Raw genomic sequence first — 26,270 nt, 5'->3', positions numbered from 1 at the left:
CGGTTCAGCCTACGCGCACGAACGACCACGCGATCAGCAGCATCGTCACCGCGAACCCGCTCGCGTAGTTCAGCCAGAGGAACATCCGCCACCCCCGGTTCGAGCGCCCCGAGTCGGCGTCGGAGACCGACCGGTACGGCCACGCCGCGAGCACGTAGGGCAGTGCGAGGATCGCGGCGAGCTGTCCGGGCCACGCCGTGAGCAGCATCAGGAGCCCGGCGGCGAGCCACATGCCGATCGCGATGCGCACGGTCGCCTTCGCGCCGAACACGGTCGCGATCGACGCGATGCCCCCCTCGCGGTCGGGCACCACGTCCTGCACCGCGCCGAACGCGTGGCTGGCCATGCCCCAGAGGAAGAACGCGGCGAGCAGGGCGAGCAGCTGCGGGGTGAACGCCGCGCCGGCGACCGCGAGGCCGTACACGGCGGGGCTCACGAAGTGCGTGCTCGACGTGATCGAGTCGAGCACCGGCCGCTCCTTGAAGCGCAGCGGGGGCATCGAGTAGGCGAGCACCGCGAACAGGCTCACCGCGAGCACGAGCCACGACCACGGGGCATCCGTGCCGCCCAGCACCAGCATCGCCACCACGAACGGCACCGTCAGGGCCGCGCACCAGACCAGCACCGCCCGGTGCGTCTCGGGTGGCAGCAGGGCCCCCTCGGCGCCGCCCTTGCGCGGGTTGCGCAGGTCGGACTCGTAGTCGAACACGTCGTTCACGCCGTACATGAGCAGGTTGTACGGCACGAGGAAGAACAGGCTGCCCACGACGAACAGCGCGTCGACGGCGCCCGTGGCGAGCAGGTACGCGGCGCCGAACGGGAAGGCGGTGTTGACCCAGCTGACGGGGCGGGATGCCATGAGCAGCCGCATCGCGAGCGGCGTCGACGGTGCCGTGGTCATGTCGCCTCCGGGCGGGTCGTGCGTCGGGAATCGGTGCGGCGCCCCGGCAGCAGCACCCAGAGCGCGGGGAGCGCGAGCACCGCGGCGACCGTGTACGCGAAGTCCTCGAGCGGGGCGAGCCCGATCGTGATGCCCGAGCGCAGCTCGGGGTCGTACGCGACCAGCCCGACCCCGATCATGATCGAGTCGAAGATCGCGGTCAGCGCCAGGAGGAGGGCGGCGGCGATGCCGACGGCGGCGACCGCGCGACCGCGCGGGCGCGGCAGCCGGGCGAACGCCCAGGCGGCGAGCCCCGCGGCCACCGCCAGGAACGGGATGCACAGGAGCAGGTAGGTCACGACGCGCTCCGCTCGCGGTCGAGGACGCGCCGGGTGCCGAGCACCAGCACCAGCGTGAGGTAGCAGAGGAAGGTGAGGAACAGCACCTCCTCGAGCGGCAGCTCGGGCGCGAGCAGGATGCCGGTCATGAACTCCGTCTCGCCGCGGAAGAAGACGCCGAGCGCGATGCCGGCGAGGTCCCACACGAGGAACGCGGCGACGCCGATGCCGATCACGGCTGCTGCGCGTCCCGGGGAGTCCCAGAACACCAGGCGGAAGCGGGCGTCGATCGCGCACATCGCGGCGAGCGACAGCACGAGCGCGGCGAGGTACGCGAGCCCGATCACACCCGCTCCGCCGCCGGCTCGGGCAGCGGCGCTGCGCTGCGATCGCCGCGGAGGCGCTTCGCCACCAGTTCGGCGCTGATGAGGCACATGGGCAGCCCCACGCCGGGCACGGTGGTGCCGCCCGCGTAGAACAGCCCGCGCACCTTGCGCGAGCGCGTCGAGCCGCGGAACAGCGCGCTCTGCCGCAGCACGTGGCCGGGGCCGAGTGCGCCGCCGCGCCAGGCGTTGAGGTCGCGCGCGAAGTCGGCGGGCGCGATCGTGCGGCGCACCACGATGCGCTCGGCGAGGTCTGGCGCGCCGGCGGCCTCGGCGAGCCGGGCGATCGCGCGGTCGGCGGCCGCCTCGACGGCGGACGATCCCGCGCCGTCCACGCCGCCGTGGCCGAGGCCGGTGTCGGCGGGCACCGGGATGAGCACGAACACGTTGCTGTCGCCCGACGGCGCCACTTGGCGGTCGGTCGCGCTCGGCATGCACGCGTAGAACGAGGCGGGGTCGGGCACGCGCGGCGAGTCGCCGAACACGGCGTCGAAGTTCGCCGGCCAGTCGTCGGTGAAGACGAGGTTGTGATGCGTGAGCCCGGGCAGCTCGCCGCGCACGCCGAGCAGCGCGAGGATCGCACCCGGTCCCGGATCGCGCCGCTCCCAGGCCGGTTCGGGCAGCGAGCGGTGGCGCTCGGGCACCAGCTCGGTCTCGGTGTGGTGCAGGTCGGCGGCCGACACCACGACGTCGGCGTCCAGCTGCTCGGTCGCGCCCGTGGCATCCGTCACCGTCACGCCCCGGGCCGAGCCGTCGTCGGCGACCCGGATGCCCGTGACCGGTGCGCCCGTGCGGATCCGCACGCCGGCTCGGCGGGCGACGCCCTCGACCGCGTCGATCAGTGCGTGGAAGCCGCCCATCGGGTACTGCACGCCCTGCTCCAGGTCGAGGTGGCTCATGAGGTGGTACATCGCCGGCACCTCGTACGGCGAACCGCCGAGGAACACGGCGGGGTAGCCGAGCACCTGCCGCAGGCGGCGATCGGCGACGGTGCGGGAGGCGTGCGCGTCGAGCGACCGGGTGAGCAGCGTCGCCAGCGTGGGCGTCCGGGCGAGCACCGTGCGGTCGGCGAACGGCGCGAGCGAGTCGAAGTTCGTGTAGAGGAAGCGCTCGAGCGCGAGCTCGTAGGTCTCGCGCGCCGAGTCGAGGTAGCGTTCGAGCGCGCGGCCCGCGCCCGCCTCGACCGACTCGAACAGCGCCACGTTCGCGGCGCGGTCGGCCGCGATGTCGAGCGGGGCGTCGTAGCCGTCGGCGAACACCCGGTAGCCCGGGTCGAGGCGCACGAGGTCGAGGTGGTCCTCGATCGACTCGCCGAAGAGCCGGAAGAAGTGCTCGAAGACCTCGGGCATCAGGTACCACGACGGCCCGGTGTCGAACCGGAACCCGTCCTGCTTCCAGGAGCCGGCGCGGCCGCCGAGCTCGTCGCGCGCCTCGAGCAGGGTCACCTCGTGGCCGTCGCGTGCGAGCAGCGCGGCGGTCGCGAGCCCCGCGATGCCGCCGCCCACGACGATGGTGCGCCGATCGGTCAACGTGACCCCCCTCGGGTGACCGCGGCACGTACCGCGATGGCGAACTTCTCGGCGTCGGGCACGCGCACGCGTGCGCGCAGCAGCTCGTCGGCGGGCGTGGCCCGGAGCTTCGCGGCCAGGCGGGCGAACAGCTCCTGCGCGGCGGCGACGGCGGCCCGCGCCCGGGCCGGCAGCTCGGCGACCGCGCGCCCGGAGATCTCCAGGTCGGCGTCGATGTCGTCGAGGATGGCGTGCTTCTCCGCCTCGGTCAGCGCCTCGGGGTCGACGCCGGGGAAGTAGTTGCGACCCAGGTCGCGCCAGTCCACCGCGAGGTCGCGGAGGAAGTTCACCTTCTGGAACGCCGCGCCGAGGTGGCGGGCGCCGTCGTCCAGGCGAGCGAGACGCTCGGGGTCGACCTCCTCGTCGGCGAGGAACGCGCGCAGGCACATCAGGCCGACGACCTCGGCCGAGCCGTAGATGTAGGTCACGACCTCCTCGGCCGTGAACGGCGACGGGTCGAGGTCGCGGCGCATGGACGCGAAGAACGGCGCCGTGAGCGAGGCGTCGATGCCCGTCGCGCGGGCCGTGCGCGCGAACGCGTGCACGACGACGTTCGTGCTGTAGCCGGTGCGCATCGCGCGCTCGGTCTCGGCCTCGAGCGCGTCGAGCGCGGCGCGCTGCTCGTCGACCGAGAGGCCCGCCTCCGCGGCGGATCCGTCGACGACCTCGTCGGCGATGCGGACGAGGGCGTAGATGATGCGGATGCGGCGTCGGCACGTGGGCTCGAGCAGGCGCGCCGCGGCGCCGAACGACGTCGAGTAACGCCCGATGACGACCGATGCAGCGGCCTCCGCCGTCTCGTCGTAGCGGTCGAGCGACGTGCCGGGGGAGTCGTCGCGGCTCATCGCATGCGCTCCACGGCCGATCGCGCGAGCCCGGCGAGCTCGTCGCGCAGCGGGCCGGGGATCGACGCCGTGTCGAGTTCGTGCAGTGCGAGCGTGACGTGCTCGCGCGCGATGCGGTTGGTCTGGTCGAGCGAGCCGGCCTGCACCAGCGCGCGCCGGACGGACGCCGCCTCGGCCTCGTCGAGGTCGGCCTTGCCGAGCAGCGGCGAGATCACCGGCCACTCGCCGGTGCCCGTGGCGTGCGCGATGAGGGTGGTCTGCTTGCCCTCGCGCAGGTCGCTGAGGGTGCTCTTGCCCGTCGTGCGCTCGTCGCCGAAGACGCCGAGCACGTCGTCGGCCAACTGGAAGGCGATGCCGGCCAGGCGGCCGAAGCGCCCGAGCACGGCCACGGTGTGGTCGTCCGCGCCGGCGAGGATCGCCCCCGCCTGCAACGGGGCCTGGAAGGTGTAGACCGCGGTCTTCTGCTCGAGCGTCGCGATCACGTCGTCGATGCCGAGGTGCTCGGCCTCGGTGTTCGTCACGTCGGCGAGCTCGCCGGCCGCGGAGACGAAGACCGCGTGGTCGAGCAGGTCGAGCACGCTCGTGCGTCGCGTCGCGGGGATGTCGAGCTCGGCGATGAGCCGGTGCGCGGCGGCGAGTGCGAGGTCACCGGCCAGCAGCGCGGCCGTCTCGCCCCACAGCGCGGCGCGCGCGTCGTCGGCGCCGTGGGCGAGCCCCCGCTCGCGGAACGTGCCGGCGACGTTCGGCTGCCCGCGCCGCGTCGTGTCGCCGTCGATCACGTCGTCGTGGATGACGAAGGCGGTGTGCAGGAGCTCGAACGCGAGCCCCACGCGTCGCGCGGAGATCGGATCGGTGCCGCCCAGCCCGTCGTGCGCGAGCTGCACGAGCCGCGGCCGGATGCGCTTGCCACCCGATGCGGCGCGCTCGAGCGCGTCCCAGAGGGCGCGGTAGTGCGTGCCGTGGCGCTCGGAACGCGACCGGGACTCGGCGAAGAAGCCGCGCAGGTCGGCCTCGAGCGGGTCGGTCGGGAGCGTCGGGTCAGTCACCGTAGAGTTCCAGTTCTCGGGCCTGCATCACGAGCCACGGGCTGAACGCCCACGGCGTCGCGGCGACGCCGGCGGCCAGGGCAGCGGGCTCGACCCAACGGTACTCCGCGACCTCCCGCGGATTCGGGTCGGGCTCGCCGTCGGTGGTCGCGATGTAGACGGGGCAGACCTCGTTCTCGACCGTGCCCGAGGCGTCGACCGCCCGGTACCGGAACAGCGGGAGCGCCAGCTCGATCGAGGTGAGCTCGAGGCCGAGCTCGAACTCCGCCCGCCGTCGCACGGCCGCCAGCAGCGGCTCGGAGGGCTTCGGGTGGCCGCAGAACGAGTTCGTCCAGACGCCGGGCCAGGTCGCCTTGCTCAGCGCGCGGCGGGTGACGAGCACCTCGCCGATCGGGTTGCGCACGTGGCAGGAGAAGGCGAGGTGCAGTGCCGTGTCCGGCCCGTGCGCGGCCGACTTGGGGGCGGTGCCGATCGGCTCGCCCGCCTCGTCGAGCAGGACGACCTCGTCGTCGACCGTGTCATGCATCGTCATGGGCTGGGGCCTCCCTCTCCGACCTATCGCTAACCGAGTTAGCGATATTCACGCTAGCATGTCGCTCGTGACGCAGGGAACACCGGGAGCGGACGCGGACTCGTACTGGTACGAGCCGGCCGACGACGGCGAGGCCGCGGGCCTCGAGGTGCTCCGTGCGCTCCGACGCTATCGCGATGCCGAGAGCGGCATGCAGCGCCGCACCCGCGACGACATGGACATGAACGAGACCGACCTGCGGGCGCTGCGGCTCGTGATCCGCGCCGAGCAGGAGCACCGCGAACTCTCGAGCGCGGAACTGGCTCGAGCGCTCGACATCAGCACCGCCGCGACCACGAAGCTCGTCGCGCGGCTCGTGCGCACCGGCTACCTCTCGCGCGCGCCCCACCCGGTCGACCGCCGCGTGCAGCTCATCGGCACGCAGCCCGGTGCCCACACGCGGATCCGGGAGACGCTGGGGCGGATGCACCGCGAGATGCTCGACGTCGCGAGCGACCTCGGGCCGGGCGAGCAGCGCGCGATCGTCGGATTCCTCGACCGCATGAGCGACCTGTACGACGCCGCCCAGGCGGCCGGAGCGGGCGGACGAACCGCGGACGCGACCGGCACCGCCTGAATGCGGCAGGCTGGGAGCGTGAACGGACGCAGCGGGGACGCCTGGGTGTACGGGCCCGACGGTGCCCGCTTCTGGGGACGCTACGGCGCCGCCGGCCTCCTGCTGCACGACCCGGGACGCGGCGTGCTGCTGCAGCATCGCGCCGAGTGGAGCCACTTCGGCGGCACCTGGGGCATCCCGGGCGGTGCGCGCCACGAGGGCGAGGGCCCGGTCGACGCGGCCATGCGCGAGGCGGGGGAGGAGGCCGGCGTGCCCGCGGCATCCGTGCTCGTGCGCTTCACGTCGGTCGTCGACCTGGGGTTCTGGTCGTACACGACCGTCGTCGCCGAGGTGGCCGCGCCGGTGGAGCCCGTCGTCAGCGACGGGGAGAGCCTGGAGCTGTCGTGGGTGCCGCTGGATCGCGTCGACGCGCTGCCGCTGCATCCGGCGTTCGCGACCGCGTGGCCGGGGCTGCGGGTGCGCCTGCGGGTCGATCACCGCGCGCCCTGATCGCCCGGTTCGCGGGTTCCCCGGCGAAGACACGCGAACAGGGGGTCCATGCAGGGATTCTAGGATCGATAGACTCGGGCCGTGGCTGGGGAGGGCGACCCTGTGGACGCGTCTCGCGTCTGGACGATCCCGAACGTGCTGAGCATGCTCCGGCTGGCCCTCGTGCCCGTCTTCCTGGCGCTGATCATCGCCGGGATGGACATCGCCGCGCTCGTGGTGCTCGTCGTCGCGAGCCTCAGCGACCTGCTCGACGGGTACCTCGCCCGCCGGCTCGGCCAGGTCACGCGCCTGGGCCAGCTGCTGGATCCGGCGGCGGACCGGCTCTACATCTTCGCCGCGCTGCTGGGCCTCGCCTTCCGCGACCTCGTGCCGTGGTGGATCGTGGCGGTCATCATCGCGCGTGACGTCGGGATCGTGGTGCTGGGCATCGTGCTCGCCAACCACGGGTACGGTCCGCTCCCCGTGCACATGCTGGGCAAGGTGGCCACGTTCGCCCTGTTCTTCGGGCTGCCGGTCATCCTGCTGGGCGTCGCATTCCCGGCGGTGAATGCGGTCGCCGCGCCGGTGGGCTGGGCCATCACGGTGTGGGGCGCCTTCCTGTACTGGTGGGCAGGGGTGATCTACGCGATCGAGACCTCGCGTGTCATCCACATTCCGCGGGTGTCCGACCCCCGCGGATCGGATACGCTGGAAGACCAGGGAGGTTAGACGTGGCCGACAGTGACATGACCGAACCCGGTGCGCCGATGCCGGACGACGCCGGAGCGAGCACTCGCGAGGGGGTCGACTCGACCATCGGTTTCAGCCGGGAGGCGGCCGCGCAGCTGTCGCAGCTCGACGCCGCCGTCTCGGCGGAGGAGCAGGAGGCGATCGCGGCGCTGCCGTCCGGCTCCGCGCTGCTCATCGTGCGCCGCGGGCCGAACTCCGGAGCGCGCTTCCTCCTCGACGCCGACGTCACGACCGTCGGCCGTCACCCGGACGCCGACATCTTCCTCGACGACGTGACGGTGTCGCGCAAGCACGCGGAGTTCCTCCGCCACCGCACCGCGTTCGAGGTCAAGGACCTCGGGTCGCTCAACGGCACGTACTTCGACGGCGTGCGCATCGAGACGGCCCTCCTCAGCGACGGTGCGGAGGTGCAGGTGGGCAAGTACCGCCTCACCTTCTACGCGTCGCGGCTCGACCTGGCGCCCGTGGCGAGTCGGTAGTGCCGCGGTCCGCCGCATCCACCCGCACGGACGGCGACGCCCTTCTGGGCATCGGCCAGGTGCTCTCGCGCCTGACGCCGGAGTTCCCGGAGCTCACTCCCTCGAAGCTGCGCTTCCTCGAGGAGCAGGGGCTGATCACGCCCGCGCGCTCGGAGTCGGGGTACCGGAAGTTCTGCGAGGAGGACGTCGATCGGATCACGCTCATCCTCTCGATGCAGCGCGACCACTACCTGCCGCTCAAGGTGATCCGCACCTACCTCGAGGACCAGGACGCCGGCCGGGAGCCGCAGCTCCCGGTTCCCGAGTCGCTGCCGACCATGCTCGACCGGTCTCGCAGGCTCGGCCGGGACGAACTCGTCCGCGAGGCCGAGGCCACCCACGCGCTGCTCGACGAGGCCGTCGCCGCGTCGCTGCTGCCGGCGGCCACGACGTACGGCGAGGACGCACTCGTCGTGCTCCGCTCGCTCGCGGAACTCCGCTCGGTCGGCATCGAGCCGCGCCACCTGCGCGGACTCCGCTCGGCGGCCGAGCGCGAGACGGTGCTGATCCAGAACGCCGTCGAGCCGATCCACCGACGGGGCGCGGCGTCGAGCCGGGCGGGCGCCGCCGAGCGCGCGCTCGAGATCGCCGGGCACCTCGAGTCCGTGCGATCGAGCCTGATCCGCTCGGCCATCGTGCGGCAGTACCGCTGATCGGCGCGACACGCCGAGACGTTCGGCCCGATGTGATTGATCGGCCAACGGGCGATGGGTAGCGTGGAACGTGCGCCCGAGCGGCGCGCGGCAGAGGAACGAGGGGCGGTCGTATGAGCGAACTCAGCCGGGGCGACGAGGCGCGCTACGATCTCGGACTGCTCTTCACCGACGGGATGCCCGAGCTCGAGGACGAGGGCGGCTACCGCGGCGCGGTGGCGGCGCGTGCCGCCGGCATCAGCTACCGCCAGCTCGACTACTGGGCGCGCACCGAACTGGTGCAGCCGACCGTGCGCGGGGCGTCCGGTTCCGGCACGCAGCGCCTGTACGGCTTCCGCGACATCCTCGTGCTGAAGCTCGTGAAGCGACTGCTCGACACGGGCATCTCGCTGCAGCAGATCCGCACGGCGGTGCAGCAGCTCCGCGAGTCCGGCGTGCACGACCTCGCCCAGACCACCCTCATGAGCGACGGCGCGAGCGTCTACCTCTGCACCTCCGACGACGAGGTGATCGACCTCGTCAGCCGCGGCCAGGGCGTGTTCGGCATCGCGGTCGGCAAGGTGCTGCGCGAGGTCGAGACCACGCTGGTCGACCTCGACACGAGTCCCTCCGACCCGATGGACGAGCTGGCCGTACGCCGCGCCACGCGCGAGCGCCGCATCTCCTGAGCGGGCGCGGGCTCGCGGCATCCGCTCGCCCTCCCGCCCCGGCTGGGCCGGGTGAGGACATCGACCGCCGCTAGCCGCGGGGGAGTTCCGCGTAGTCGCCGATGCGCGCCGTGCGCAGCACGCGGTCGAGCAGCTGGTCGAAGTGCGCGGCCATCTCCTCGGCGCTCTCGCCGGGCCACATGTGCAGCGGCTTGGCCGCACCCTGCGCCTGCTGCAGTGACGTGCGCTCGGGCAGCTGCGGCGAGAGCACCAGCGGGCCGAACATGTCGCGCAGCTCCTTGATGCGGAACTGGTGCTCGAGCGACTGCACGCGCGTGCGGTTCACGATGATGCCGAGCGGCTGCAGCCTGGGCGAGAGCCCGCGACGGATCTCCTCGACCGCGCGGAGCGCGCGGTCGGCCGCCGCGACCGAGAACAGGCCGGGCTCGGTGACGACGCCGACGCGGTCGCTCGCCGCCCACGCGGTGCGCGTGAGCGCGTTGAGCGACGGCGCGCAGTCGATCAGCACGAGGTCGTAGTCGCGCTCGACGTTGGCGAGCGCCTCCTCGAGCTTCCAGATGTCGCGGATCGAGGGGTGCGGGCCGTCGAAGTTGATGGCCGACGGGCTGCCGATCATGACGTCGATCGTCGACGCCGGGTTCGACTTCGCCCAGCCGCTCGGCGCGATGGCCGAGCGGACGATCTTCTCCTTGGGGGAGGCGAGCACGTCGGCGACGTTCAGGTGGCCGCTGACCTGGATGTCCATGCCGGTCGAGACATCCGACTGCGGGTCGAGGTCCACGACCAGGGTGCTCACGCCGCGCGCGAACGCCGCGGAGGCGAGACCCAGCGTGACAGTGGTCTTTCCCACGCCCCCCTTGAGGGAGCTGACGCTGAGTACGTGCACGACGGATACGTTACCGTTAGGACGGTTCCAGAACCTAAACGTTCGCTGTGTCGCGGACCCCGGTCGAAAGGCGTGCATGTTCAGGAAGATCTTGGTGGCCAATCGCGGAGAGATCGCCATTCGCGCGTTCCGGGCGGCCTATGAACTCGGAGCGAAGACCGTCGCCGTCTTCCCCTATGAGGACCGCAACTCCCTGCACCGCCTGAAGGCGGACGAGGCCTACCAGATCGGCGAGCAGGGGCACCCCGTGCGGGCCTATCTCGACGTGTCGGAGATCATCCGCGTGGCCGTCGAGTCGGGCGCCGACGCGATCTACCCGGGCTACGGATTCCTCTCCGAGAACCCCGAGCTCGCACAGGCCGCCGAGGACGCGGGCATCACGTTCATCGGCCCCGGCCGGTCGGTGCTCGAGATGGCCGGCAACAAGGTCACGGCGAAGGAGCACGCGATCGCCGCGGGCGTCCCCGTGCTCGCGTCGACGGCGCCGTCGACCGACGTGGACGAGCTCGTCGCCGGTGCCGAGCAGATCGGCTTTCCCGTCTTCGCGAAGGCCGTCGCGGGCGGCGGCGGGCGCGGCATGCGTCGCGTCGACTCGCCCGACGAGCTGCGGCCCGCCCTCGAGGAGGCCATGCGCGAGGCCGACAGCGCGTTCGGCGACCCGACGATGTTCATCGAGCAGGCCGTGCTGCGGCCGCGCCACATCGAGGTGCAGGTGCTGGCGGATGCCGACGGCGAGACCGTGCACCTCTTCGAGCGCGACTGCTCGGTGCAGCGCCGCCACCAGAAGGTCATCGAGATCGCGCCCGCGCCGAACCTCTCCGACGAGATCCGCCAGCGGCTCTACGCCGACGCGATCGCGTTCGCCAAGTCGATCGGCTACGTCAACGCCGGCACGGTCGAGTTCCTGCTCGACACCGCGGGCGAGCGCGCGGGGGAGCACGTGTTCATCGAGATGAACCCGCGCATCCAGGTCGAGCACACGGTGACCGAGGAGGTCACCGACGTCGACCTCGTCGTCTCGCAGATGCGGATCGCGTCGGGGGAACGGCTCGCCCAGCTCGGGCTCATGCAGGACTCGATCCGCCTGCGCGGCGCCGCGCTGCAGTGCCGCATCACGACCGAGGACCCGACCGCGGGCTTCCGGCCGGACACCGGCAAGATCACGACCTACCGCTCGCCCGGCGGCGCGGGCATCCGCCTCGACGGCGGCACGATCAACCCGGGCGCGCAGATCAGCCCGCACTTCGACTCGATGCTCGCGAAGCTGAGCTGCCGCGGGCGCGACTACCCGGCGGCGGTCGCCCGCGCGAAGCGCGCACTGGCCGAGTTCCGCATCCGCGGCGTCTCCACGAACATCCCGTTCCTCCAGGCCGTGCTCGACGACCCCTCGTTCGTCGCGGGCGACCTCAGCACCTCGTTCATCGACGACCGTCCGCAGCTGCTGCGCGGCCGGCAGTCGAAGGACCGCGGCACGAAGATCATGAACTGGCTCGCCGACGTGACGGTGAACCAGCCGAACGGCCCGGCGCCGACGGCGGTCGCCCCGGCCGACAAGCTCCCCGAGATCGACCTGCAGGCCGAGCCCGTCGCGGGCTCCCGCCAGCGCCTGCTCGAGCTCGGCCCGGCCGGGTTCGCGTCGGCGCTCCGTGCGCAGACCGCGCTCGCGGTCACCGAGACCACGTTCCGCGACGCGCACCAGTCGCTGCTCGCCACGCGCGTGCGCACCAAGGACCTCGTCGCGGTCGCCCCCTACGTGGCGCGCATGACCCCCGAGCTGCTCTCGGTCGAGGCGTGGGGCGGGGCGACCTACGATGTCGCGCTCCGGTTCCTCGGCGAGGACCCGTGGGAGCGCCTGGCTGCGCTGCGCGAGGCGCTGCCGAACGTCGCGATCCAGATGCTGCTGCGCGGCCGCAACACGGTCGGCTACACGCCGTACCCGACGGCGGTGACCGACGCGTTCGTGCACGAGGCCGCCGAGACCGGCGTCGACATCTTCCGCATCTTCGACGCGCTGAACGACATCTCGCAGATGCGCCCGGCGATCGACGCGGTCCTCGCGACGAACACCGCGGTCGCCGAGGTGGCGCTCTGCTACACGGCCGACCTGCTCGATCCGGCCGAGGACCTCTACACGCTCGACTACTACCTGCGCCTCGCCGACGAGATCGTCGAGGCGGGCGCGCACGTGCTCGCGATCAAGGACATGGCGGGGCTGCTCCGCCCCGCCGCCGCCGAGCGCCTCGTCTCGGCGCTGCGCGAGCGGTTCGACCTGCCGGTGCACGTGCACACCCACGACACCGCCGGCGGCCAGCTCGCGACCCTGCTCGCGGCGAGCCGCGCCGGCGCGGACGCGGTCGACGTCGCGAGCGCGCCGATGGCCGGCACGACGAGCCAGCCCTCGGCGTCGGCACTGGTCGCCGCGCTCGCGCACACCGAGCGCGACACGGGCATCTCGCTGCAGGCCATCTCCGACCTCGAGCCGTACTGGGAGGCCGTGCGGCGCGTCTACTCGCCGTTCGAGTCGGGCCTGCCCGGCCCGACGGGCCGCGTCTACCGCCACGAGATCCCCGGCGGGCAGCTCTCGAACCTGCGCCAGCAGGCGATCGCCCTGGGGCTGGCCGACGACTTCGAGCTGATCGAGGACATGTACGCCGCGGCGAACGCGATCCTCGGCCGCGTGCCGAAGGTGACGCCCTCGTCGAAGGTCGTGGGCGACCTCGCCCTGCACCTGGCCGCGGTGAAGGCCGACCCGGCCGACTTCGAGGCCAATCCGGAGCGCTACGACATCCCCGACTCGGTGGTCGGCTTCATGGCGGGCGAACTGGGCGACCTTCCGGGCGGATGGCCCGAGCCGTTCCGTTCGAAGGTGCTCGCCGGCCGCGACGTGCGGGTGGGCGTCGCGGAGCTCACGGGCGAGGAGTCGGCGGCGCTCGACGCCGGCGGCGACGAGCGCCGGGCGATGCTCAACCAGCTGCTGTTCCCGGCGCCGACGCGCCAGTTCGAGCAGATCCGCGAGCTGTTCGGCGACCTCTCGGTGGTCGACACGATGGACTACCTCTACGGGCTCCAGCCCGGCAGCGAGCACGTGATCGAGATGGAGCGCGGCGTGCGGCTGTACGCGGGGCTCGAGGCGATCGGCGAGGCGGACGAGAAGGGCATGCGCACCGTCATGACCACGCTCAACGGCCAGCTGCGTCCGGTGTTCGTGCGCGACCGCAGCATCACCGTCGAGTCGCGGGCGGCCGAGAAGGCGGATGCCTCCCAGCCCGGCCACGTCGCGGCACCGTTCTCGGGCGTCGTGACGCTGCAGGTCGAGGAGGGCGCGGAGATCGCTCCCGGGCAGGCCGTGGCGTCCATCGAGGCGATGAAGATGGAGGCGGCGATCACCTCGCCGATCGCCGGCGTCGTCGAGCGCCTGGCGATCCCGCGCACGCAGCAGGTCGAGGCCGGCGACCTCATCGTCGTCGTCCGGCCGCGCTAAGCTGAGCCGAAGACCACGGTGACGAGAGGGGGAGCGGTGGCTGACGACGGGAGCGACACCGACACGGACCGCGGGGAGTCCGGCACGGACTACCGAGGAGGCGCCTCTTCGCGCACCGGCGCGCACTCGTCGCGCCTGCCCGAGCGGCTGACCATCCAGGTCGACCTGCCGCCGTCGCCCGTGCGCGAGGTGCCGGAGGACGAGGCCGCCGTCGCCATCGACGACGTCGCCGTCAACCCCGGTGAGCTCGAGGGCCGCACGGTTCCCACGCAGTCCATCCCGCTGGCCTCGTCCGACGCGTCGCGGCGCCTCGGCAGCGTGCGCGACTCGTCGCCGTACCGGGCCCTGCTGGCCGCCGACGAGCGCCGCGAGCGCGAGCGCGACCGCGCGGTCGTGGCCGAGCTCTCGGTGGACGAGCCGGGCGAGCTGGAGCCCGCCGACGCGCCCAGCCTCCCGGAGACCTCGGAGTCGCTCACGCCCGACCGGCTCATCGACACCCACCGTGCGGGCCGGCCGGCTCCCAAGGGCGGGCTCAACCGCTTCCTCTACGAGGCGTCGTTCCACACGATCAACCTCGGCGACTCGGCGAAGGTGCGTGCGCACAAGGCGATGAACGCGCGCATCCAGCGCCGGTTCGCGGGCGGCGCCAGGTTCGTGCCGGTCCTGACGCGAAAGGGCGGCGTCGGCAAGACCACCGTCACCACGCTCCTCGGCATGGCCCTGGCGAACGCGCGCGAGGACCGCGTGATCGCCATCGACGCGAACCCCGACCGCGGCACGCTCGCCGAGCGCGTCGACCGGCAGACGCGCGAGACCGTGCGCGACGTGGTGGGCAAGGCCTCCACGATCGGCGGCTACACCGACTTCTCGCGGTTCGTCTCGCGCGACGGCACCCGGCTCGACATCCTCGCGTCCGACACGGACCCGCACCTCTCCGAGGCGTTCGACGACAACGACTACAACGTGGTCGCGAACCTCGCCGCGAGGTACTACTCGATGGTGCTGACCGACTGCGGCACCGGCATCGTCCACTCGGTCATGCGCGCGACGCTGCAGCGCGCCGACGCGATCGTCATCGTCTCGGGCGGCAGCGTCGACGAGGCGCGCCTCGCGTCGGAGACGCTGACCTGGCTCGAGTCCAACGGCTTCGCCGACCTCGTGAAGAACGCGGTCGTCGCCATCAACCTCGCGACCCAGGGCACCCACCTCGTCAAGGTCGACGAGATCGAGGCGCACTTCCAGTCGCGCGTGCGCGAGATCGTGCGCATCCCGTACGACCCGCAGCTCGCCGCGGGCTCGGTCGTGCACTGGGACCAGCTGCGCCCGATCACGCGCGAGGCGGCCCGGGAGCTGGCCGCGCTCGTGGTCGAGGGCATCCCCGAAGAGCGGGTACGCTGACCCGGTGCCGGAACGACCCATCCGCCTCTTCGGCGATCCCGTCCTGAAGTCCGCCTCAGCCCCGATCGAGACGATCGACGACGGCGTGCGCGCGCTCGTCGCCGACCTGCTCGACAGCGTCCGCCTGCCCGGGCGCGCGGGCGTCGCCGCGCCGCAGATCGGGGTGAACCTGCGCGCCTTCAGCTACAACGTCGACGGCGAGGTCGGATACGTGCTGAACCCCGAGCTCGTGGAGGTGCGCGGCGAGACCGAGCCGGTCGGCGAGGGCTGCCTCTCGGTTCCGGGCCTGTGGCACCCGACCCCGCGGCATCCGTTCGCCCGCGTCCGCGGCATCGACCTCGACGGTGCGCCGATCGAGATCGAGGGCGAGGGGTTGCTCGCCCAGGCGCTCCAGCACGAGACCGACCACCTCGACGGCATCCTCTACCTCGACCGCCTCGAGAAGCCCGAGCGGCGCGTCGCGATGCGCGAGGTGCGCGAGTCCGACTGGTTCTGAGCCCGCCGGCCCGCGCCGCGCCGCCACGATCGCCGGGTGAGACGACGGATGCCCGGGGCCGATCGGCCCCGGGCATCCGTCGTGCCTGCTCTGGTCAGCCCGCGATCGAGTGCCCCTCGGTCACCGGCGCGGTGGTGAGGTAGAGCGACTCGATCTCGTCGGCGAAGTCGGAGACGATCACGTTGCGCTTGATGCTCAGCTTCGGCGTGAGGTGACCGCTCTCCTCGGTGAACTCCGTCGGGAGGATCACGAACTTGCGGATCGACTCGGCGCGCGAGACGCTCTCGTTCGCCTGGTCGATCGAGCGCTGCACCTCGGCGAGGACGGCCGGGTTGGCGCTGGCCTCCTCGATGCTCATGCCCGCGTCCTCGCCGTGGTTGTTGAGCCACACGGGGAGCATCTCGGGGTCGAGCGTGACGAGCGCGGAGATGAACGGCTTCTGGTCGCCGACCACGACGACCTGGCCGATCAGCGGGTTCGCGCGGATCGGGTCCTCGAGCGCGGCCGGGGCGACGTTCTTTCCGCCCGCCGTCACGATGATCTCCTTCTTGCGGCCGGTGATCGTGAGGAAGCCGTCGTCGTCGAGCACGCCGATGTCGCCCGTCTTGAACCAGTCGCCGTCGAACGTGTCGGCCGTGGCCGTCGGGTTCTTCCAGTACTCCTTGAAGACGTTGACGCCCTTCACCTGGATCTCGCCGTCGTCGGCGAGGCGCACCGAGACGCCGGGGAGCGCCGGTCCGACCGTGCCGATCTTGGACTTCTCGGCGAGGTTCACCGTGGCCGGAGCCGTGGTCTCGGTGAGGCCGTAGCCCTCGAGGATGGTGATGCCGAGCGCGTGGTAGAAGTGGCCGAGGCGCGAGCCGAGCGGAGCCGAGCCCGACACGGCGTAGCGTACGTTGCCGCCCATCGCGGCGCGGAGCTTGCTCAGCACGAGGCGGTCGAGCACGGCGAACTTCAGGCGCAGCCCGAGCGGCACCGAGCCGGCCTCGGACGCCTTCGAGTAGGCGACCGCGGCGTCGGCGGCGGCGCGGAAGATCTTGCCCTTGCCGCCCGACTCCGCCTTCTGCTCGGAGACGTTGTAGACCTTCTCGAACACGCGCGGCACCGCGAGGAGGAAGGTCGGCTTGAACGAACCGAGGGCGGGCAGCAGCTGCTTGGTGTCGGGCTGGTGGCCGACGCGCACGCCGGCGTGCACGCAGAGCACCGCGATGAAGCGTGCGAACACGTGGGCCGTCGTGATGAACAGCACGGTCGACGCGCCGTTCGGGTCGAGCACGACCTCCTTGAGCGCGACCGCGGCGTTGCGGGAGAGCTCGACGAAGTTCGAGTGGGTGAGCACGCAGCCCTTGGGCTTGCCGGTCGAGCCGGAGGTGTAGATCAGCGTGGCGATGTCGTCGCCGTTCGCGATCTTGCGACGACGCTCGATCTCCTCGTCGGCGACGTCGGAGCCGCCCGCGACGAGCTTGTCGAGGTCGCCCAGGTCGATCTGCCAGACCGAGCGGATGTCGGGGAGCTCCGGGTGCACCTCGTCGAAGCGCGCGAAGTGGTCGGGCGTCTCCACGATCACCGCGACCGCTCCCGAGTCGCCCAGGTTCCACTTGACCTGGCTCGGGGAACTCGTCTCGTAGACGGGCACGAGCACGCCGCCGGCGAACCACATCGCGAAGTCGATGAGGGTCCACTCGTAGCGGGTCTTGCACATGAGCCCGACCTTGTCGCCGGGCTCGATGCCCGCGGCCACGAAGCCCTTCGCGAGCGCGATGACCTGGTCGTAGAACTCCCGTGTCGTGACGGGAGACCACGAGTCGCCGTCCGGCAGCGAGAACAGCACCGCCTCGGGGCTCGCCGCGACCCGGTCGACCAGCAGGTCGGTGGCGTTTGCCTCGGGGTCCGCGGGCACGAGGGCGGGCGAATCGAATTGGATCACGGTAGCTCCTTCGGCACCGGTGGGAGCGTGGCGCCCGCGGAGTGCGGACGTCGCTCGGCAGAAATCATTAACTACACTCTAGTTCAGCGACCCGGCCCGTTCGGCCTGGATCCTCACCCATCCACACCCCGGAGAGAGGCGACGAGCGTGCACGCGATCGGCATCGACATCGGGGGCACCAAGATCGCGGGCGCGGTGGTCGACACGTTCGGCACGATCGTGCGCCAGTCGCGCGTGCCCACCCCCGCCGGCGACGTCACGGCGCTCGAGGATGCGGTCGTCGCCATGATCACGGAACTCGCCGACGGCACCGAGTCCGTCGCGGTCGGCGTCGCGGCGGCCGGCTTCATCGACGCCTCCCAGTCGGTCGTGTACTACGCGCCCAACATCGACTGGCGCAACGAGCCGTTCCGGGAGAAGCTCGAGGCGCGCGTCTCGATGCCGGTCATCATCGAGAACGACGCCAACGCCGCCGGGTGGGCGGAGTTCCGCTTCGGCGCGGGGCGCCTGGTCAGCGACATGTGCATGCTCACCATCGGCACCGGCGTCGGCGGCGCGATCGTGGCGAGCGACACGCTCTTCCGCGGCGGGTTCGGGGCCGGTGCGGAGCTCGGCCACGTCCGGCTGGTGCCCGGCGGGCTGCCGTGCGGGTGCGGGCAGCGCGGATGCCTCGAGCAGTACGGCTCGGGCCGGGCACTCATGCGCATGGCCGGCGAGATCGCCGACGGCGGCGGGATCGGGCTGGGCCTCGCGCGCGTCCGCGAGGAGCGCGGGAAGCTCGACGGTCGCGGCGTCGGCGACCTCATCGCCGCCGACGATCCCGGTGCGCTCGCCGCGCTGAAGCAGCTCGGCGGGTGGATCGGCCAGGGCTGCGCGAGCCTCGCCGCGGTGCTCGACCCCCAGCTGTTCGTGTTCGGCGGCGGCGTCGCCGCGGCGGGCGAGCGGCTGCTCGAGCCCGTGCGGCGCGCATTCGTCGAGCACCTGCCCGCACAGGGCTACCACCCGGAGCCGGAGTTCGCGATCGCGGAGCTGGTCAACGACGCCGGGGTCGTCGGCGCGGCCGACCTCGCCCGCGTGTGGGTCCAGCGCCGCGGCTGATCGGTATGCTGTCACGGGCCGTTCGGAAGGGGGGACGATGTTCTACTGGATCATGAAGCACATCGTCGTCGGCCCCATCGTGCTCGGGATCTTCCGGCCGTGGGTGGTCGGCCTCGAGCACGTGCCGAAGGAAGGCGGGGCGATCCTCGCGAGCAACCACCTGTCCTTCATCGACTCGATCTTCCTGCCGCTCGTCGTCGACCGGAACGTGGTCTTCCTGGCGAAGAGCGAGTACTTCACGGGCAAGGGCATCAAGGGCTGGCTCACGCGGCTGTTCTTCCAGGCGACCGGGCAGCTCCCGATCGACCGGTCGGGCGGCAAGGCGTCGGAGGCCTCGCTCAACACCGGCCTGCGGGTGCTCGGCCGGGGCGAGCTGCTCGGCATCTACCCCGAGGGCACCCGGAGCCCCGACGCACGGCTGTACCGCGGTCGCACGGGCGTGGCCCGCATGGTGCTCGAGTCGGGCGTGCCCGTCGTGCCGGTCGCGATGATCGGCACCGACGAGGTCATGCCCATCGGCACCAGGATCCCCAAGGTGCGCCGCATCGGCGTCGTGATCGGCGAGCCGCTCGACTTCAGCCGCTTCGAGGGACTCGAGTCGGATCGCTTCGTGCTGCGCTCCGTGACCGATGAGCTCGTGTACCGGTTGCGCGAGCTCAGCGGCCAGGAGTACGTCGACGTCTACGCGAGCTCCGTGAAGGAGAAGCGCGCCGCGCCGACGCGATAGGCTCGTCCAGTCGTCCGGAGGGGCGACGCACCACCGTCCACCCGCGCCATCCGCGCCCGCACCACCAGGGAAGTTCCGTGACCCAGCTCGTCGAACCCGTCGTGCAGCCTGCTGACAACGTCATCGCCGGACTCGACGCCTGGCGGGCGCTCCCGATCAAGCAGCAGCCGGTGTGGCCGGACGCCGACGCGGTCGCGGCCGCGTCCGCGGAGCTCGCCACCATGCCGCCGCTCGTGTTCGCGGGCGAGGTCGACCGCCTGCGCGACAAGCTCGCCGCCGCGGCCCGCGGCGAGGCGTTCCTGCTGCAGGGCGGCGACTGCGCCGAGACGTTCGCCGGCGCCACCGCCGACCAGATCCGCAACCGCGTGAAGACCGTGCTGCAGATGGCGGTCGTGCTCACCTACGGTGCATCGATGCCGGTCGTGAAGATGGGTCGCATGGCGGGGCAGTTCGCCAAGCCCCGCTCGAAGGACACCGAGACGCGCGGCGACGTGACGCTGCCGGCCTACCGCGGCGACATCGTCAACGGCTACGACTTCACCCCGGAGTCGCGCGCCGCCGACCCGTCCCGCCTGCTGCGCGGGTACCACACGGCGGCCTCGACGCTGAACCTCATCCGCGCCTTCACGCAGGGCGGGTTCGCCGACCTCCGCCAGGTGCACGCGTGGAACAAGGGCTTCGCCGCGAACCCCGCGAACTCGCGCTACGAGAGCCTCGCCAAGGAGATCGACCGCGCCGTCCGGTTCATGGACGCCTGCGGCGCCGACTTCGACGAGCTCAAGCGCACCGAGTTCTTCACCGGCCACGAGGGCCTGCTCATGGACTACGAGCGCCCGATGACCCGCATCGACTCGCGGACGGGCCTCCCGTACGACACGTCGGCGCACTTCCTCTGGATCGGCGAGCGCACCCGCGACCTCGACGGCGCGCACGTCGACTTCCTCTCGCGCGTGCGCAACCCGATCGGCGTGAAGCTCGGGCCGACCACGTCGCCCGACGACATGCTCGCGCTGATCGACAAGCTCGACCCCGAGCGCGAGCCGGGCCGTCTCACGTTCATCACGCGCATGGGGTCGAGCCGCATCCGCGAGGCGCTGCCGCCGCTGCTCGAGGCGATCAAGGGCGCCGATGCGAACCCGCTCTGGGTGACCGACCCGATGCACGGCAACGGGCTCACCACCCCGACCGGCTACAAGACGCGCCGCTTCGACGACGTGGTCGACGAGGTGAAGGGCTTCTTCGAGGCGCACCGCGACGCGGGCACGTTCCCCGGCGGCATCCACGTCGAGCTCACGGGCGACGACGTCACCGAGTGCCTCGGCGGCTCGGAGCACATCGACGAGGACACCCTGGCCACGCGCTACGAGTCGCTCTGCGACCCGCGCCTGAACCACATGCAGTCGCTCGAGCTCGCGTTCCTGGTCGCGGAGGAGCTCGCGCGCTGACCCGCCCGCCGGAGGCGGAGAACGGCGTCGGGCCGGATGCCACGGGCGCGCGCCCGCACCGCCGGCGCGCCTGCTCGGGGCATCCGCCCCGCCGTCAGAGCTCGAGCGTCGCGACGAGGGTGACGGTCGAGCCGCGGATCTGCTCGGTGTCGCCGCCCGGGTTCATCGACTTCACGGTGGCGAGGCCGATGAACGCCTCGGGGAAGCTGTACTGGACGTCGAATCCGGCCGCCTCGAGCGTGTCGATCGCGTCGGCGAGGCTCTCGCCCACGACGTCGGGCAGCGGAACGAGGTCGGGTCCCTTCGAGACCGTCAGCACGATCGGGTCGCCCGGGCGCACCGGGTCGGTGCTCGTCGAGGCGGAGATCACGAGGTCGGCGGCGACGTCGTTGCTGAAGGCCGGATCGGCGAACGAGACATCGAGCCCCGCGTCCGTCAGGCGCTGCTCCGCTTCCGCCGACGGCGTGCCGACGACCGAGGGGATGCTGCCCGCGGAGACGATCAGCGAGAGCGCGCCCTGCTCGGGGTACTCGTCGCCGACGCGCTCGCCGTCGGCGTCGAGCACCGCGATGACGGCGCCGCGCTCGATGGAGGACGAGTAGCGGACGTCGGTCTCGTCGGCCACCTCGAACGCGCTGAGCTCCTCGCGCGCGTCCGCCTCGGGAACCCCCTCGACCGAGGGCACGGCCAGGATGCGCGGGCCGAGCGAGACGAGGATCTGCACCGTTCCGCCGCGCCGGGCCTGGGTGCCGCCCTCGGGGTCGGTGCCCGAGACGAGCCCCTCCTCGACCTCGGGGTCGTGCTGCTCCCCGAGGGCGCTCTCGAACCCGGCCTCCTCGAGGGCGGCCGCGGCGGCCTCGGGGGAGAGCCCCTCCACCGCGGGCACGGTCGTGAGCGCGCCCGGTCCGCTGCCGAAGTACCAGCCGGTGCCGCCGGCGAGGCCCGCGAGCAGCAGCACGAGGGCGAAGAGCCAGTACCCGCGCCGCTTGCGCCGGCGGGTGTGGTCCTCGAGGGCGGCGACGCCGGACGCGGTCGGCTTCTTCTTCGGCGCCGCGACCGCGGCACGCCGCTCGCCGATGACGGCGGTCGCTGCCGCGGCGTCCGGCTGGTCCTGCGCCGCGCCGTCGGGGAGCACGGCGGTGGTCTGGCCGGTGGCCGGGCCGGTGCCGCGCACGACCGGCTCGATCGCGCGCAGCTGCTCGAGCATCGCGCGCGCGTCGGCGGGGCGGTCCTCGGGGTCGCGCGCGGTCGCCCAGAGCACGAGCTCGTCGAGCTCGGCCGGCACCGAGGGCTGCTTCGAGCTCGGGGTCGGCACCGTGTCGTTGGCGTGCTGGTAGGCGATCTGCATGGGCGCCTCGCCCACGTAGGGCTGCTCGCCGGTGAGCATCTCGTAGAGCATGATGCCGATCGCGTAGATGTCGCTGCGGGCATCGGCCACGCCGCGCGTCACGAGCTCGGGGGAGAGGTACGCGATGGTGCCGAGCAGCGCCTGCCCGGTCGACGTGTTCGCACTCGCGGCGCGGGCCAGCCCGAAGTCGCCGAGCTTGATGCGGCCGTCGTCGGCGAGCAGCACGTTCTCGGGCTTGAGGTCGCGGTGCACGATGCCGGCCTTGTGCGCCGAGGCGAGCCCCGAGAGCACGGCGTCCATGATGTCGACCGACTGCTCCGGGGTGAGCTTCGTGTAGTCCTTGAGCAGGTCGCGCAGCGTGATCCCCGGCAGGTACTCCATGACGAGGTACGCCATGTCGGAGTCCTGGCCCTGGTCGTAGACGTTCACGACGTTGGGATGCGACAGGCGGGCGGCCGAGCGGGCCTCCTGCACGAAGCGCGTCTTGAAGGTGTTGTCGTCGGCCAGGTGGCCGTGCATGATCTTGATCGCCACCCGGCGCTCGAGGCGCAGGTCGGTCGCGAGGTAGACGGTGGCCATGCCGCCGCGCGCGATGCGCGAGCGCACCTGGTACCGGCCGTCGACGAGACGGCCGACCATGGGGTCCGCGGGCATGGTGGTCACCGTACGAGTGTACGAATCCGCGCGGCGCCCGGCGGACCGAAACACCGCCCGCGTGCGTCATCGAGACGCCATCGTGACCGCTCAGGCGGCGGGTGCGTCGTCCGTGCCCGGGAGCACCAGCGATTGGCCCGCGGCGACGGGGCTGCCGCGGTGGAGCCCGTTGACCCGGAGGAGGTCCGCGAGGTCGACCCGGTGCCGCTCGGCCACGTCGGCGAGCGTGTCGCCGTCGACGACGGCGCAGTGGCGGATGCCGGGGTCGACCGCCTCGGCGGCGCGCGGGACCGCATCGGGTGCGACGTCGAGGACGAGCTCCTGCCCGGGCTCGAGCGGGCTCGACCAGCCGAGCCCGTTCGTCGCCAGCACGGATGCGGTCGGGATGCCGAATCGCGCGGCGATCGCGCTCGCGGTGTCGCCCTCGGCGACGGTGTAGCGCAGTCCCTGCGGCCGGCGACCCCTCCGCGTGCGTGCGGTCGGCCGGAGTGCCGGGGCCTCGCGCCGCGCCCGTCGGCCGTGCGCCGGGGCGGCCGCGTGGAACCGGCCGAAGGCGCCGACGACGGTGCCGATCACCGTCGTCGGCAGCGTCGCGAGGTCGTGCAGCACGGGCCTGGCGTCCGGAGCGCCGTGCCGGCCGTGCTCGGGCGCCGCACGTTCGGGCCCGTCGCCTGCTCGCTCCGTGCCGCCCACGTCCCCCGCGGTGTCGATCCTCGTCATCCCAACCCCCCGATCGGCTGACGTCTCCCACGCTCGCAGATGCCGGTCGAACTGGCAATCCACGCGATGGCGCGTCGCCGGATCGATGGGGTGGGGTGCGCGACGCGCAGGTCCGTGGCACGCTGGAGGCGTGACTGAGGAGGCCCTCGAGGCGACCACCTGGCTGACCGTTCCGGATCTCGTGGAGATGCTCGGCACCACGCCCAGCCGCGTTCGCAGGCTCATCGACGACCGCCAGCTCGTCGCCCGGCGCGTGGACGGGGTGCTTAAGGTGCCGGAGTCGTTCCTGCGCGACGGCGAGCCCGTGCACGAGCTCCGCGGCACCGTGATCGTGCTGGGCGATGCCGGCTTCACGGACGACGAGGCGGTCGAGTGGCTGGTCTCGGTCGACGAGAGCCTCGAGACGACGCCGATCGAGGCGCTGCGCAGCGGTCGCAAGACCGAGGTCCGGCGGGTGGCCCAGGCGCTCGCCTGACGGCGGTCAGCGTTCGCGGCGGGCGACCGTCTCGGCCAGCGCGGTCAGCTCGGCGCGCGCGGCTCGGCTGAGCGGCGCGTCCTCGAGCGCGGCGGTCGCCTCGGCGACGCGCGCCGAGATGATCCGCTCGATCTCGTCGACGGCGCCGCAGGCGCGCAGCGTCTCCTGGAGCATCTCGACCTGGGCGGCGTCGAGGCCGGGATCACCGAGCAGCTCGTCGAGCAGTCGCCGCTGGCCGGGCGCCAGCAGTTCCCTCGCCACCGCGATCAGCACCGTGCGCTTGCCCTCGCGGAGGTCGTCGCCCGACGGCTTGCCGGTGGTCGCCGGGTCGCCGAACACGCCCAGGAGATCGTCGCGGAGCTGGTAGGCGATGCCGAGCGGCAGGCCGAAGTCGCTGAGTGCGGCGAGCTGCGCGGGGTCGGCGCCGGCGAGGGCGGCGCCGATGCGGAGCGGCGCCTCGATGCTGTAGCGCGCGGACTTGTACACGATCACGCGCTCGGCACGCGGCCGCAGCTGCGCCTCGGGCTGGCTCCGCCACGCCTGCTCCTCGAGGATGTCGAGGTACTGCCCGGCGGTGACCTCCGCGCGCATGCGCTGGAACTCCCGGCGCGCGGCGATCGCGCGGGCGGGGTCGTCGAGGACGCTCGTGCCCGCCTGGATCAGGTCGTCGGCCCAGCCGAGCAGCAGGTCGCCGACGAGGATCGCCGTGGCCTCGCCGAACGCTGCGGCGTCGCCGTCCCACCCGGCCTCGCGGTGCAGCGACTCGAACTCGCGGTGCGCGGCCGGGGCCCCGCGGCGCGTGTCGGAGTGGTCGATGATGTCGTCGTGCACGAGCGCGGCGGCGTGGAAGCACTCGAGGGCAGCGGCGACCGAGACGACGCCGACCGGGTCGGTCTCCGGGTCGCCGTCCTCCGCGAACGGGTCGAACCCGCCGGAGTGCCCGTGCACCGCCTGCCAGCCCCAGTAGCAGAAGAGCGCCCGGAAACGCTTGCCGCCGCTGAGAAACCGCCGGGAGAACGTCGCGATCGGATCGAGGTCCGGGCTGATCGAGACGAGAATGGAGTGGCGTTCGGTGAGGAACTCGTCGATCCGGGCGTGCACCAGGTCGACGAGATGGGAGCTTTCCGGCACGCGCCTAGCCTACTGGCGCGTGGCGGCGCTAGAATCGGGATACGATGCGTCGATCCCGAGGCTGAAGGGAATGAGATGCCGCTTTCAGAGCAGGAGCAGCGCCTCCTGGAGGAGATGGAGCGCAGCCTCTATCGCAACGATGCCGACTTCGTGGCGACGGTGGGTGGGCGACGTGGCCGACCGAACTACCGCTCCGTGGTGCTCGGCGTGCTGCTGGGCGTCGCCGGCGTGGGTGCGCTCATCGCCGGAGTCGCGACTCAGTTGCTGTTCATCGGCATCATCGGGTTCGCGCTGATGTTCCTCGGCGTGCTCCTCGCGATCTCGCCGTCGCGGAAGGTCTCCGTCGAGGAGCTCTCCGACCTCGCGGACGGGCAGCGCTCCGGGCGCGGCTCGGGCTCGGCCGGCTTCATGGACCGCATGAACCAGCGCTGGGACCGCCGCCAGGAGGAGCGCGACTAGCCCGCCTCCACTTCGCTCCACCGAGGGTCGATCCGATCGAGGATCGGCCCTCGTTCGCGTTCGCCGGAGATGCGACGCCCGGCCCGGGCGGGTGAATCGCGCGATTCGCGCGCCTTCGAGGCATCCGCAGCCCTGATTCACTCCATTTCCCTCCACCCCCGTGATCCGCATGATCACGGGGGTTCCTGTATGTGCAGGCCCTGAATTCGACTCAGGTTCCATTGAAAGTGGTGGAAAGTGGAGTAAAGTGGAGCTACCTGGTTCTGGCCGGAGGAATGGGGGTGATGCAGTGTTCCTCGGTACGCACGAGCCGAAGCTCGACGAGAAGGGGCGCATCATTCTTCCGGCCAAGTTCCGGGATGAACTCGCCAACGGCCTCGTGATGACACGTGGTCAGGAGCACTGCGTGTACGTCTTCAGCGCGCGCGAGTTCGAGACCATCCACGACACGATCCGCCAGGCACCGGTCACCAGCAAGCAGGCCCGCGACTACATGCGCGTGTTCCTGTCCGGCGCCACCGCGGAGACCCCCGACAAGCAGCACCGCGTCACCATCCCGTCGTCCCTGCGCCAGTACGCGGGTCTCGACCGCGACCTCGCCGTGATCGGCGCGGGCAGCCGCGTCGAGATCTGGGACGCCGAGGCATGGCAGACGTACCTCGCAGAGCAGGAAGCGGTCTTCGCGAACACGGCGGAGGAGGTGATCCCGGGGCTCTTCTGAGCCCGGCCCGCGATCCCCAGCCGGATCAGCCTGGTGCAC

The 26,270-nt window shown here is 72.1% G+C and carries 27 protein-coding genes; 15 read left to right on the top strand and 12 right to left on the bottom strand.

Annotation, left to right across the window (positions count from 1 at the left end; all coding sequences use genetic code 11):
- Positions 1-4 precede the first annotated feature (4 nt).
- From QMG39_RS16870 to idi, 7 genes are read right to left on the bottom strand one after another with little or no spacing between them, the layout of a single operon-like run.
- Positions 5-901, bottom strand: a complete 897-nt coding sequence (locus QMG39_RS16870) for a prenyltransferase (RefSeq protein WP_281887009.1) — start codon at positions 899-901, stop codon at positions 5-7.
- The gene (locus QMG39_RS16865; RefSeq protein ID WP_281887007.1) at positions 898-1,239 is read right to left on the bottom strand and encodes a lycopene cyclase domain-containing protein; all 342 of its coding nucleotides are present in this window, start codon (positions 1,237-1,239) and stop codon (positions 898-900) included. Before QMG39_RS16865 ends, QMG39_RS16870 begins: the two co-directional genes overlap by 4 nt.
- Positions 1,236-1,562 (bottom strand): lycopene cyclase domain-containing protein, encoded by a 327-nt coding sequence (locus tag QMG39_RS16860; RefSeq protein ID WP_281887342.1) that lies wholly within the window; start codon positions 1,560-1,562, stop codon positions 1,236-1,238. The genes QMG39_RS16865 and QMG39_RS16860 overlap by 4 nt, the downstream gene beginning before the upstream one ends.
- Positions 1,562-3,130 (bottom strand): phytoene desaturase family protein, encoded by a 1,569-nt coding sequence (crtI, locus tag QMG39_RS16855; RefSeq protein ID WP_281887005.1) that lies wholly within the window; start codon positions 3,128-3,130, stop codon positions 1,562-1,564. The genes QMG39_RS16860 and crtI overlap by 1 nt, the downstream gene beginning before the upstream one ends.
- A complete protein-coding gene (locus QMG39_RS16850; RefSeq protein WP_281887003.1) occupies positions 3,127-4,014 on the bottom strand; it encodes a phytoene/squalene synthase family protein in 888 nt (295 codons plus the stop codon). Before QMG39_RS16850 ends, crtI begins: the two co-directional genes overlap by 4 nt.
- Positions 4,011-5,060, bottom strand: coding sequence for a polyprenyl synthetase family protein (locus QMG39_RS16845; RefSeq protein ID WP_281887001.1), 1,050 nt, complete (start codon positions 5,058-5,060; stop codon positions 4,011-4,013). The genes QMG39_RS16850 and QMG39_RS16845 overlap by 4 nt, the downstream gene beginning before the upstream one ends.
- Positions 5,053-5,586, bottom strand: coding sequence for an isopentenyl-diphosphate Delta-isomerase (gene idi, locus QMG39_RS16840; protein WP_281887340.1), 534 nt, complete (start codon positions 5,584-5,586; stop codon positions 5,053-5,055). The genes QMG39_RS16845 and idi overlap by 8 nt, the downstream gene beginning before the upstream one ends.
- Positions 5,587-5,659: 73 nt before the next feature.
- Between idi and QMG39_RS16835 the strand changes: the two genes are divergently transcribed.
- The 6 genes from QMG39_RS16835 (at position 5,660) to QMG39_RS16810 (ending at position 9,265) form a co-directional block, all read left to right on the top strand.
- The gene (locus QMG39_RS16835) at positions 5,660-6,208 is read left to right on the top strand and encodes a MarR family winged helix-turn-helix transcriptional regulator (RefSeq protein WP_281886999.1); all 549 of its coding nucleotides are present in this window, start codon (positions 5,660-5,662) and stop codon (positions 6,206-6,208) included.
- Positions 6,209-6,226: 18 nt separating this feature from the next.
- Positions 6,227-6,697, top strand: a complete 471-nt coding sequence (locus tag QMG39_RS16830) for an NUDIX hydrolase (RefSeq protein ID WP_281886997.1) — start codon at positions 6,227-6,229, stop codon at positions 6,695-6,697.
- A gap of 81 nt (positions 6,698-6,778) precedes the next feature.
- Positions 6,779-7,405, top strand: a complete 627-nt coding sequence (locus QMG39_RS16825; protein WP_281886995.1) for a CDP-alcohol phosphatidyltransferase family protein — start codon at positions 6,779-6,781, stop codon at positions 7,403-7,405.
- Positions 7,406-7,443: 38 nt separating this feature from the next.
- Positions 7,444-7,905, top strand: coding sequence for an FHA domain-containing protein (locus QMG39_RS16820; RefSeq protein ID WP_281887338.1), 462 nt, complete (start codon positions 7,444-7,446; stop codon positions 7,903-7,905).
- Positions 7,905-8,597, top strand: coding sequence for a transcriptional regulator FtsR (gene ftsR / locus QMG39_RS16815; RefSeq protein WP_281886993.1), 693 nt, complete (start codon positions 7,905-7,907; stop codon positions 8,595-8,597). The genes QMG39_RS16820 and ftsR overlap by 1 nt, the downstream gene beginning before the upstream one ends.
- A gap of 113 nt (positions 8,598-8,710) precedes the next feature.
- Positions 8,711-9,265, top strand: coding sequence for a MerR family transcriptional regulator (locus QMG39_RS16810; protein ID WP_281886991.1), 555 nt, complete (start codon positions 8,711-8,713; stop codon positions 9,263-9,265).
- 70 nt (positions 9,266-9,335) lie between these two features.
- Here the strand turns inward: QMG39_RS16810 and QMG39_RS16805 are convergent, their stop codons facing one another.
- Positions 9,336-10,151 carry a ParA family protein gene (locus tag QMG39_RS16805; RefSeq protein WP_281886989.1) on the bottom strand — a complete coding sequence of 272 codons (816 nt, stop codon included), beginning with the start codon at positions 10,149-10,151 and terminating at the stop codon, positions 9,336-9,338.
- 76 nt (positions 10,152-10,227) lie between these two features.
- Between QMG39_RS16805 and QMG39_RS16800 the strand changes: the two genes are divergently transcribed.
- The 3 genes from QMG39_RS16800 to def are packed head-to-tail and all read left to right on the top strand — an operon-like array spanning position 10,228 to position 15,526.
- A complete protein-coding gene (locus tag QMG39_RS16800; protein ID WP_281886987.1) occupies positions 10,228-13,632 on the top strand; it encodes a pyruvate carboxylase in 3,405 nt (1,134 codons plus the stop codon).
- A gap of 36 nt (positions 13,633-13,668) precedes the next feature.
- Positions 13,669-15,030 (top strand): MinD/ParA family ATP-binding protein, encoded by a 1,362-nt coding sequence (locus tag QMG39_RS16795; protein ID WP_281886985.1) that lies wholly within the window; start codon positions 13,669-13,671, stop codon positions 15,028-15,030.
- 4 nt (positions 15,031-15,034) lie between these two features.
- A complete protein-coding gene (gene def / locus QMG39_RS16790) occupies positions 15,035-15,526 on the top strand; it encodes a peptide deformylase (RefSeq protein WP_281886984.1) in 492 nt (163 codons plus the stop codon).
- 94 nt (positions 15,527-15,620) lie between these two features.
- Here def and QMG39_RS16785 read toward each other — a convergent pair whose 3' ends face one another.
- Positions 15,621-17,453 (bottom strand): AMP-dependent synthetase/ligase, encoded by a 1,833-nt coding sequence (locus tag QMG39_RS16785; RefSeq protein ID WP_281886982.1) that lies wholly within the window; start codon positions 17,451-17,453, stop codon positions 15,621-15,623.
- Between the two features lie 147 nt (positions 17,454-17,600).
- On the opposite strand from QMG39_RS16785, the gene QMG39_RS16780 reads away from it, so the two are divergent.
- The 3 genes from QMG39_RS16780 to QMG39_RS16770 all read left to right on the top strand — a co-directional run bounded on the left by QMG39_RS16780 (position 17,601) and on the right by QMG39_RS16770 (position 20,723).
- Positions 17,601-18,551 (top strand): ROK family glucokinase, encoded by a 951-nt coding sequence (locus QMG39_RS16780; RefSeq protein ID WP_281886980.1) that lies wholly within the window; start codon positions 17,601-17,603, stop codon positions 18,549-18,551.
- Positions 18,552-18,588: 37 nt separating this feature from the next.
- Positions 18,589-19,278 (top strand): lysophospholipid acyltransferase family protein, encoded by a 690-nt coding sequence (locus tag QMG39_RS16775; RefSeq protein ID WP_281886978.1) that lies wholly within the window; start codon positions 18,589-18,591, stop codon positions 19,276-19,278.
- 77 nt (positions 19,279-19,355) lie between these two features.
- Positions 19,356-20,723, top strand: a complete 1,368-nt coding sequence (locus QMG39_RS16770; protein WP_281886976.1) for a class II 3-deoxy-7-phosphoheptulonate synthase — start codon at positions 19,356-19,358, stop codon at positions 20,721-20,723.
- A 94-nt stretch (positions 20,724-20,817) separates the two neighbouring features.
- Here QMG39_RS16770 and pknB read toward each other — a convergent pair whose 3' ends face one another.
- On the bottom strand, positions 20,818-22,725 hold the full coding sequence (gene pknB / locus QMG39_RS16765; RefSeq protein ID WP_281887337.1) for a Stk1 family PASTA domain-containing Ser/Thr kinase: 1,908 nt from the start codon (positions 22,723-22,725) through the stop codon (positions 20,818-20,820).
- A gap of 90 nt (positions 22,726-22,815) precedes the next feature.
- The gene (locus QMG39_RS16760) at positions 22,816-23,445 is read right to left on the bottom strand and encodes a LysM peptidoglycan-binding domain-containing protein (RefSeq protein WP_281886974.1); all 630 of its coding nucleotides are present in this window, start codon (positions 23,443-23,445) and stop codon (positions 22,816-22,818) included.
- A gap of 130 nt (positions 23,446-23,575) precedes the next feature.
- Between QMG39_RS16760 and QMG39_RS16755 the strand changes: the two genes are divergently transcribed.
- On the top strand, positions 23,576-23,920 hold the full coding sequence (locus QMG39_RS16755) for an Rv2175c family DNA-binding protein (RefSeq protein WP_373878339.1): 345 nt from the start codon (positions 23,576-23,578) through the stop codon (positions 23,918-23,920).
- A gap of 6 nt (positions 23,921-23,926) precedes the next feature.
- Here QMG39_RS16755 and QMG39_RS16750 read toward each other — a convergent pair whose 3' ends face one another.
- A complete protein-coding gene (locus QMG39_RS16750; RefSeq protein WP_281886972.1) occupies positions 23,927-25,051 on the bottom strand; it encodes a polyprenyl synthetase family protein in 1,125 nt (374 codons plus the stop codon).
- Positions 25,052-25,126: 75 nt separating this feature from the next.
- Here QMG39_RS16750 and QMG39_RS16745 point away from each other — a divergent pair, with 75 nt between their 5' ends.
- Complete coding sequence (locus tag QMG39_RS16745; RefSeq protein ID WP_281886970.1) at positions 25,127-25,510, top strand: SCO2097 family morphological protein; 384 nt, start codon at positions 25,127-25,129, stop codon at positions 25,508-25,510.
- Positions 25,511-25,799: 289 nt separating this feature from the next.
- Positions 25,800-26,231 carry a division/cell wall cluster transcriptional repressor MraZ gene (gene mraZ / locus QMG39_RS16740; RefSeq protein ID WP_281886968.1) on the top strand — a complete coding sequence of 144 codons (432 nt, stop codon included), beginning with the start codon at positions 25,800-25,802 and terminating at the stop codon, positions 26,229-26,231.
- Positions 26,232-26,270 lie beyond the last annotated feature (39 nt).

The organism is Agromyces rhizosphaerae, from assembly GCF_027925245.1.
Lineage (GTDB): Bacteria > Actinomycetota > Actinomycetes > Actinomycetales > Microbacteriaceae > Agromyces > Agromyces rhizosphaerae.
This window is presented reverse-complemented; position numbering and strand designations above follow the sequence as displayed.

What these genes read in the sequence shown, in the direction of transcription:
- QMG39_RS16870 (WP_281887009.1), bottom strand. Translation starts at nt 901, where the DNA reads ATGACCACGGCACCGTCGACGCCGCTCGCGATGCGGCTGCTCATGGCA.
- QMG39_RS16850 (WP_281887003.1), bottom strand. Translation starts at nt 4,014, where the DNA reads ATGAGCCGCGACGACTCCCCCGGCACGTCGCTCGACCGCTACGACGAG.
- idi (WP_281887340.1), bottom strand. Translation starts at nt 5,586, where the DNA reads ATGCATGACACGGTCGACGACGAGGTCGTCCTGCTCGACGAGGCGGGC.
- QMG39_RS16820 (WP_281887338.1), top strand. Translation starts at nt 7,444, where the DNA reads ATGCCGGACGACGCCGGAGCGAGCACTCGCGAGGGGGTCGACTCGACC.
- QMG39_RS16810 (WP_281886991.1), top strand. Translation starts at nt 8,711, where the DNA reads ATGAGCGAACTCAGCCGGGGCGACGAGGCGCGCTACGATCTCGGACTG.
- QMG39_RS16800 (WP_281886987.1), top strand. Translation starts at nt 10,228, where the DNA reads ATGTTCAGGAAGATCTTGGTGGCCAATCGCGGAGAGATCGCCATTCGC.
- QMG39_RS16775 (WP_281886978.1), top strand. Translation starts at nt 18,589, where the DNA reads ATGTTCTACTGGATCATGAAGCACATCGTCGTCGGCCCCATCGTGCTC.
- pknB (WP_281887337.1), bottom strand. Translation starts at nt 22,725, where the DNA reads ATGCCCGCGGACCCCATGGTCGGCCGTCTCGTCGACGGCCGGTACCAG.
- QMG39_RS16760 (WP_281886974.1), bottom strand. Translation starts at nt 23,445, where the DNA reads ATGACGAGGATCGACACCGCGGGGGACGTGGGCGGCACGGAGCGAGCA.
- QMG39_RS16745 (WP_281886970.1), top strand. Translation starts at nt 25,127, where the DNA reads ATGCCGCTTTCAGAGCAGGAGCAGCGCCTCCTGGAGGAGATGGAGCGC.